The organism is Vibrio sp. 1F263 (assembly GCF_041439035.1).
Taxonomy (GTDB): Bacteria; Pseudomonadota; Gammaproteobacteria; order Enterobacterales; family Vibrionaceae; genus Vibrio; species Vibrio tasmaniensis_A.
The window spans coordinates 59,293-66,888 of the sequence record NZ_JBGONI010000030.1 but is presented as its reverse complement, the minus strand read 5'-3'; the positions used below and the strand labels follow the sequence as shown (position 1 = coordinate 66,888).

Below are 7,596 nucleotides of genomic sequence, written 5' to 3'. Positions count from 1 at the left end.
GGTATTTACATTCACTGCCATGGTGATTTCTCCAATTGATTTTCCGGTATAGCGGTTTCCGACGTCTCGGAAAACCAAATAGTTATCTCTAAGTTACTTTTAATAACGGCTCAAAATTCAGAAGCTTTAGAAAAACTTTCAAAAAACCACAAATTAAATATTAAAATCAAATTTATCAGACACTTAAAATCTCACATTTTTTATAACAGTGGCAGCCTTCAATTGAGAATGTATTTAAAAGTGTTCAAAAAACACACTAATCACTATTTGAGTTATCCTATATAGAGAAATGAATAGTCGCCAAAGAGCTCAGATTGGTATGCTTCTTATACAAAGAGTTGAGTTGTTTGTCGTGAAACAGATAAGTGAGATCGAGGTTTTGCGGATTTGAAAGGTAAACTAGACGATCTAAAAGAAAATAAAAGTGTAGAAATAGAAAGGAAAAAGCCCCTTTTCCTGTTAAGGAAACGGGGCTAGTTGGCGTGTCAGAGCCTGTGCGGAGATCATCGAGAAATGAACACATTTCCGACGCGCCGTTGCATTCTTACCGTAAAAATGGATAGCAGGTGAGAGATGAGAGAGCTAAACACCCGATAGTAAGTATGCTTGCCAGTTTCCCTTGCTACGCAGTTCACGTCTGAACACGAGTAGCAAGTTCAACCAATAACTATTGCAATAGTGATATTGCAGAGTTAGGCAACTGTTTTGCTTGAGCAAGTATTGATGTACCTGCCTGTTGCAGAATTTGAGCTTTGGTCATTTGCGTTGTCTCTTTCGCAAAGTCTGTATCTTTAATTCGGCTGTTTGAAGCGTCTACGTTCTCTTGAACATTTGCCAAGTTATTAATACTGTGGCTTAAACGGTTCTGCTTCGCACCCAAATCAGCACGCTGTGAATCGACATACTGCATCGCAGAATCAATTACACCGATTGCGTTTTGTGAACCAGCAACGGTATTCAAGTCGATATCCTGAACCAATGAAGTTCGACCTTCACTTTTAAGGCCTAGCTCAGAGGCTAAACTGCCCGAGATCGACATCGCGCCTTCTAAATCAGGTTCCGCAACAAATATTTGCATGCGACCTTCATCCGTCACAGACGCATTCACTAGATCAGATTGGCCGTTAATGTAAGTTGCTAGTTCTTCGATATCTTCACCCACTTTGGCGCTTATATCGAGAACAATGGCTTCACCCGCTTTAGTTTTAAATTCAAACTTAAGGTCTTTTGCTGTTGGTGGAACTTCCCAACTATTGTCTTTAGCATGTTCAGAGTCGAACGTCGTTCCTCCCATGCGGAAGTCATCAGCACGAATACTGGTTAACGCCATGATCATAGCTTCACCAGAGTTTGAACCAATCTGGAATGAAGCTTCACCGAATGAACCATTCAATAGACGACGGCCACCGAAAGCAGTGGTCTCTGCGATACGGTTAAGCTCATCTTGAAGTGCCATTGTCTCTTCGTTTAGCGCTTGACGCTCTGCCGGAGAGTTGGTGCCGTTTGATGATTGAATCGCCAAGTCACGCATGCGTTGTAATACGTTCGTTGATTCATTCATCGCACCTTCTGCTGTCTGAGCAATCGAAATACCATCATTAGCATTACGCATTGCTACATCCAGACCACGTGATTGCGCGGTTAAGCGGTTCGAGATTTGCAGGCCTGCCGCATCATCTTTTGCGCTATTGATTTTATGACCTGATGACAAACGCTCCATAGAAGTCGCTAAGTCATTAGACGATTTATTCAAGTATCGCTGTGCTGTCATAGCAGATACGTTAGTGCTTACATTAATAGCCATATTGCTCTCCTTATGAGTTCGCAAAGTCACTGCGAAGCGGCCAGCTTTACTCTCATATGGATAAGCACTGACCGTGTATTACGCGATAAACCCTAGATAAGGTTTAAGATCTGTATTAATCATTTATGAAAAGTATAAAAGCATGTTGTGTGCCAACTTTTATTTTAATTCCAATAAATTTAAAATAAACATAAAAAACAAACATTTAAACCGCAACTTCCATAGGAGCTAATTATATCAAGTCGAGAAAATAAGATATTGATATCTCTCGTTGCCGTTTTTTGCCGCTATTTTTCAAACATGCCACACTGAACAAAAAAGTGGCAATCCATAGAATTATTCGCACATATGGCATAGCACATACGGCAGAGAATTAACCCCAGATTAACGGCTATTCATAGCTAAATATAATTAAACAAGGTCAGGTCTTTCGTCTTGCCAAACGCTTGTTGTGAAGCTTGTAGCGCTCGAGAGTTTTCATTGAATTCAATGATGGCTTTCGAATAGTCCAAGTCTTCAAAATTGCTTTTTGCTTTCGCTAAAGACAACTTAAAATCTTCATGTTGCTGCTCTTGAATATCCAATGTACTCAAACGAGCACCGACATCCGTTCTCGCCTTAGTCAAATGAATAAACGCGGCATGAAATTCTTCAGTCATTTGGTGCAACTTTGCCGTTGCCGATGCATCTGATACAGAATTTTCTGCCTGTTCGGCGGTCTCTTTGAACGTATCAAAGATAGAGAATGTCTCTCTCGGCTCTAAAGTGATCGAGTCACCCTTCGTGATCTGTCCTTTGAATTGGATATTCAAACCTTCATAGACAACTCCCTTCGAAGGGTCAAAATCTTCTGCAGCAACCACTGCACCGTCTTTTTCAAGCTGATAAGCGAACTTGCCCGTCTGCATATCAACAAAAGTGACTTTATAAGTTGCACTATCGTCAGCTGTATTAGTTGCACGTCCTAGCAATAACTCAGAGGCTGGTTCAAGGTCATACTGAGGTTCGTAATCACCGAACGGGTTATCTATTTCCATAAACAACTTGCTGCCCGGATCATTCATTGCCATTTCAAAGCTCGTTGCTACTCGCATCTTTCTTTGATAGTCATCACCTTGATAAGAAACATTCCCTTCATTATCTTGAAAAAATGGCTGGCTCTTGGGCTTGGTTCCTGAAAATGTGTAGTTACCTGACTCATCTTGAGTATTCGCTAAATGTAGAAGATTATTCGATAACTCTTGAATTTCACGTTTCTTCGCTAAGCGGTCTTCCGGAGAAAGTGCACCGTTAATCATTTCCATCACGGTTCGTTTTGCTTCATCCGCGAACCCTTCAGAGTTGGCGACCATGACTTCATGATGTTCAAGGCGGTTTCTAATTAGAGTGATCGCATCGACATACTGTTTAAGTTGCTCAGATTGCTGGCCGATGTTTTGTAAATAATGAGTCGCCAAAGGATCATCACTCGCCGACTGTAATTTCTTACCGGAAGCCAGTTGTGCTTGATTATGATGCACCTTGTTTTCTTGGCGGCGAAAGTCATTTTGTACTGACTGATAATTATGAAAGCTAGAAATACGAGTCAACATTTATATCTCCTACCTCAAAGCCAAAATAGTATTAAACGTATCATTGGCGGCTTGCATGATGCGTGAAGAAGCCATGTACGCTTGCTGAAATTTCATCATATTTGCCGCTTCTTCATCTAGGTTCACCCCAGAGACTGAAGCAATACGTTCTTGAGCTGACTCTTTTTCTAGCCTAGCAATATCACTCAAGCGATTGGCCGTTGAAGATTTCAAGCCAGTATTGGTATTCAAGTTGTGGTAAAGATCTAAAATAGTTGACTCACCATCATCCAAGACTTTGCCTGTTTGGAGATCTTGCAATTTACGCAAGTTGCCATTGTCACCTTCTGATGGGACAAGGTTTGCCGTAAATTTATCGTTTGCCACCGCGCCCGGTGTAAGTTCAAACGTTGTGCCATTAATTGTCACTGGACCTTGTGGTGGATACGGTTGAGGCTGCATAAGTATGTTGCCCTTAGGATCGGTAACTGCAAACTGTTCGCCCTTTGGTGACACGATCACTTCAAATTCTCGTAATTGACCTGCCGCCAAAATTTTGAAACCAGCAGTACCTTTGGCAAAGGTAGTTGATGCCTCATAGCTTTGCGCCGCAATATCTTTAGGGTCTTTGGTTTCCATCTGAATCTGCGTGGCAAAGTTGCGGGTTGGGCGTAGTAAGAGCTTCTCACCCAGTTCAGGTGGATTGCGAACTTCCACTCGCATGCCATCTAAATAAAAGGTATTGCCGGTTGAATTGGTGCTAACTTTTACCGTTTCACCATCTGGCTTAATTACCACATAATCGCTGCCATCGTATTTCAGACCATACTCGCCGCCTTTCAGAGCAGAAGTATCATCAATATAAACCGCGACATCCGCTTTTGACTGTCCGTGAGCAGTAACACGAGACTTAGCCACTAACTCAGAGTTCACATCGGTAAACAGGTTTTTACCTACATTGCCATTGAGATCCAAACCTTGCGATTGCAGTGCATTGACCTCGTATGAAAACGCGGTCGCCAAACGACCAAGCTCATCCATAACTGCAGGAATATGTTCATCACGCATGTCTAACATCGCGCCGATTTGTCCATCAATATCGCGGTTAGTAATCGCCTTTAATGACTTTCCTTCTACGATAGCAAGACGACGCTGATGTGCATCTGGTACGCCATCGATCATTTTCAGTTGGCTCGCTTCTGTACCAGAAACTAAGGTATGACCATTACCGATATGGACATTAAAGCCTTCATTATTAGCTCGTGGTGTCACCGTCACTTTAGTGTAACCAGAAAGCTCATTAACTAGCTGTTCGTGCTGATCTTGTAGATCATTATGAGGTCCAGGAGTTCGTACCATTAGTCGCTGAAGATCACGGATCTCGTATGCAATTTGGTTAACTCGCTCGATACCCATGTCTAATTTCTTATTCGCAGAATCAGACTGTTGACGAACGGTTTCATGAAATTCATTTAACGTTTTACTCAATAACCCAGCTTTTTCTATGACGACTTTTCGTGTACCCACATCATTCGGGGTATCAGCGAGCGTCTTAACAGAATCAAACCACTCATTAAGGTTCTCTGGGATTTTCTTCGAAACAACCGATGACAACATGCTTGACAGCATATCCAGGTTAGCTTCGGTATCCGCTTTGTTAGCGGCATTGGTTGTTGATAGGTTAAGTTCCTTGACGGCAAATTGGTCCCACGAGCGGCGAACATTTTCCACATGCACACCCATACCGTAGGTTTGACCACCGTACTGGCGCGGGTCATTCACACCTTGAACCACAGACTGGCGGCTATAGCCTTCTGTGTTGGCGTTAGAAATGTTATGACCAGTGGTGTTTAGCTGTCTCTGAGCAGTAAGAACACTTTGTGCTCCTACATTCAGAAGATCCGACGCCATAATGCCCCCAAAAAACTTAACAAAATCAGCATGAACTGATTAACTACTACAGCTTATTATTAAGATATTTAGCAATATATGTGCCAATAGAAATAACGGAGAGTTAAAAGACAATAATTTGTTGAAGTGTAAGGAGAAAACTATGGATGGTGCGTAAGACTGAAGGGGCGGATAAGAAAAGAGCCTGTCGGTGGCAAGCTCTCGAGTGCATTCAATAACGCTATTTCATCTCATCAATCTTAGCTTTAACTCGTAAAACTTTGTCGGCATAGTTAGGGTCGGTTGCGTAACCCGCCTGGTGAATGCCTTTGATGAAATTCTCAGAGTTGCCTTGATGCTGCAATGCCGTTTCGTATCTTGGATTTTCGTTCAAGAACTTCACGTAATCATCAAAGCTATCTTCGAAATTAGAGTAAGAACGGAAAGAAGCAGACTCTTTAACGGCTGTTTTACCATGGAACTCTAGAGTTTGAGTAGCAACCTTATCGCCCTTCCAACTTCTATCGGCTTTGATATTGAATAGGTTGTTGCTGTTGCCCAAAGAGTTCTTAATCATCTTAGAACCCCAACCTGTTTCAAGTGCCGCTTGTGCCAATAGCAGTGATGAATCGACACCGAGCGCACTCGCTGCTTTTTCAGCGTAAGGCTTCATTGAGGCAACAAACGATTCTGGAGAATCGAAGGAAACTGGTTGTTTGGCTACTGACACGTCTGTTGCTGACATAGCTTGCGCAGATTGAACTTCGGGTGTTCTATCTTGTGAACGCCCCGAGTACTGCGGTCTTTGCAGAGAGGTATCAAAGCCTTCATTGCGAACCTTATCTTCAGTTGCATCATTTGCTTGGCCAGCGCTTAACTGAGCTACGATCATGTCCGCAAGACCGAGCGAACCTGACGCACTGAGTTCACTCGCCATTTGGTCATCTTGCATCTGACGATAAAACTGTTCATTCTGGCTGTTTAACATATCTGACTTAAAGCTCGAGTTCGCATCACGCATCGACTTAAACAACATCGAGGTAAAAATAGATTCAAACTGTTTTGCTGCAGCGGTTAGCGCTTCTTTTTCACTGCCTTCTTCACCGCTTACCGCTTGTTGACGAAGACGGTCTAGGCTACCAATATCGTGAATAAAGCCGATGTCATTGTTATTTTTAATCATGCTTTATCCCTTAAATAATGATCAACTGACCTTCAATTGCACCCGCTTGTTTCAGTGCTTGAAGGATTGCCATTAAATCAGAAGGTGCGGCGCCGACTTCATTGACAGCGCGTACCAAATCATCGAGCGTTAAACCGGGTTCGAACTTGAACATTTTACCATCGGCTTCGGTTACTTCGATGTCCGAATCAGGAACGACTACCGTTTGACCACCAGAGAATGCGTTAGGTTGACTTACGTTTAGATTTTCTTTGATTGCGACTGTCATGCCGCCGTGGGTTACTGCTGCTGCTTTCAAGCGCACATGCTTACCAACAACAATAGTACCGGTACGAGAGTTAACAATGATTTTTGCAGAGCCCTCTGCAGGGTCAAATTCGATGTTTTCGATGGCAGACAAGAAAGCCACACGTTGGCTGATTTCACGTGGAGCACGAACTTTTACAGAAGTCGCATCTACCGCAGACGCCATTTGAGGGCCTAGAAAATTATTAACCGCATCAGCTAAACGCTGAGCCGTAGTAAAATCAGATTGGATTAAGTTGAAAGTGATGTAGTCACCACGACCAAATGGGGTTGGGATTTCTTGCTCTACCGTCGCACCGCTAGAGATGATACCGACGTTTGGGTTGTTACCAACGAGCTTAGAACCATCGTTGCCTTGAGCACTAAAACCACTCACAACCAAATTACCTTGTGCCACAGCGTACACTTGACCGTCCAGACCTTTAAGAAAAGTCTGCAGCAAAGTACCACCACGAAGGCTTTTTGCTGAACCAATAGACGACACCGTTACGTCTACTTCCTGACCTTGCTTGGAGAATGCCGGAAGTTCAGCGGTAACGATTACCGCCGCAACGTTTTTGGTTTTTGGCTTGGTGCCAGGCGGCAATTGAATGCCAAAATTTTGCAGCATTGCGTTAAACGTTTGATCGGTAAAGGGAGTTGTCTCACCGGTGCCCGGCAAACCCGTCACCAAACCATAACCGACAAGTTGGTTACTACGAACACCCGCTACTTTTGCCACGTCTTTTATACGCGCGGCATGAGCACTGGAGGCAAGAAATAGCATGCCGAAGAGTACGAGTGTTAGTTTTTTCATTGAGTAACCTGTCTGTATTGCTTTAATTTATAATGAGTTAGCTTGA

Annotated in this window: 5 protein-coding genes; all 5 read right to left on the bottom strand. The window is 43.1% G+C overall.

All coding sequences use genetic code 11. The features are described from left to right. Nucleotides 1-667 precede the first annotated feature (667 nt). Nucleotides 668-1,804 carry a flagellin gene (locus ACED25_RS17290; RefSeq protein WP_017100665.1) on the bottom strand — a complete coding sequence of 379 codons (1,137 nt, stop codon included), beginning with the start codon at nucleotides 1,802-1,804 and terminating at the stop codon, nucleotides 668-670. Between the two features lie 401 nt (nucleotides 1,805-2,205). Continuing rightward, nucleotides 2,206-3,396: a flagellar hook-associated protein FlgL gene (gene flgL, locus ACED25_RS17285; RefSeq protein ID WP_102250354.1), complete on the bottom strand. Its 1,191-nt coding sequence runs from the start codon at nucleotides 3,394-3,396 to the stop codon at nucleotides 2,206-2,208. A gap of 9 nt (nucleotides 3,397-3,405) precedes the next feature. Then, nucleotides 3,406-5,286, bottom strand: coding sequence for a flagellar hook-associated protein FlgK (gene flgK / locus ACED25_RS17280; RefSeq protein ID WP_371695757.1), 1,881 nt, complete (start codon nucleotides 5,284-5,286; stop codon nucleotides 3,406-3,408). A gap of 220 nt (nucleotides 5,287-5,506) precedes the next feature. Next, nucleotides 5,507-6,448 carry a flagellar assembly peptidoglycan hydrolase FlgJ gene (flgJ, locus tag ACED25_RS17275; RefSeq protein ID WP_009848567.1) on the bottom strand — a complete coding sequence of 314 codons (942 nt, stop codon included), beginning with the start codon at nucleotides 6,446-6,448 and terminating at the stop codon, nucleotides 5,507-5,509. A gap of 10 nt (nucleotides 6,449-6,458) precedes the next feature. After that, the gene (locus ACED25_RS17270) at nucleotides 6,459-7,550 is read right to left on the bottom strand and encodes a flagellar basal body P-ring protein FlgI (RefSeq protein WP_009848568.1); all 1,092 of its coding nucleotides are present in this window, start codon (nucleotides 7,548-7,550) and stop codon (nucleotides 6,459-6,461) included. Between the last annotated feature and the right edge of the window lie 46 nt (nucleotides 7,551-7,596).

What these genes read in the sequence shown, in the direction of transcription:
- flgK (WP_371695757.1), bottom strand. Translation starts at nt 5,286, where the DNA reads ATGGCGTCGGATCTTCTGAATGTAGGAGCACAAAGTGTTCTTACTGCT.
- flgL (WP_102250354.1), bottom strand. Translation starts at nt 3,396, where the DNA reads ATGTTGACTCGTATTTCTAGCTTTCATAATTATCAGTCAGTACAAAAT.
- flgJ (WP_009848567.1), bottom strand. Translation starts at nt 6,448, where the DNA reads ATGATTAAAAATAACAATGACATCGGCTTTATTCACGATATTGGTAGC.
- ACED25_RS17290 (WP_017100665.1), bottom strand. Translation starts at nt 1,804, where the DNA reads ATGGCTATTAATGTAAGCACTAACGTATCTGCTATGACAGCACAGCGA.
- ACED25_RS17270 (WP_009848568.1), bottom strand. Translation starts at nt 7,550, where the DNA reads ATGAAAAAACTAACACTCGTACTCTTCGGCATGCTATTTCTTGCCTCC.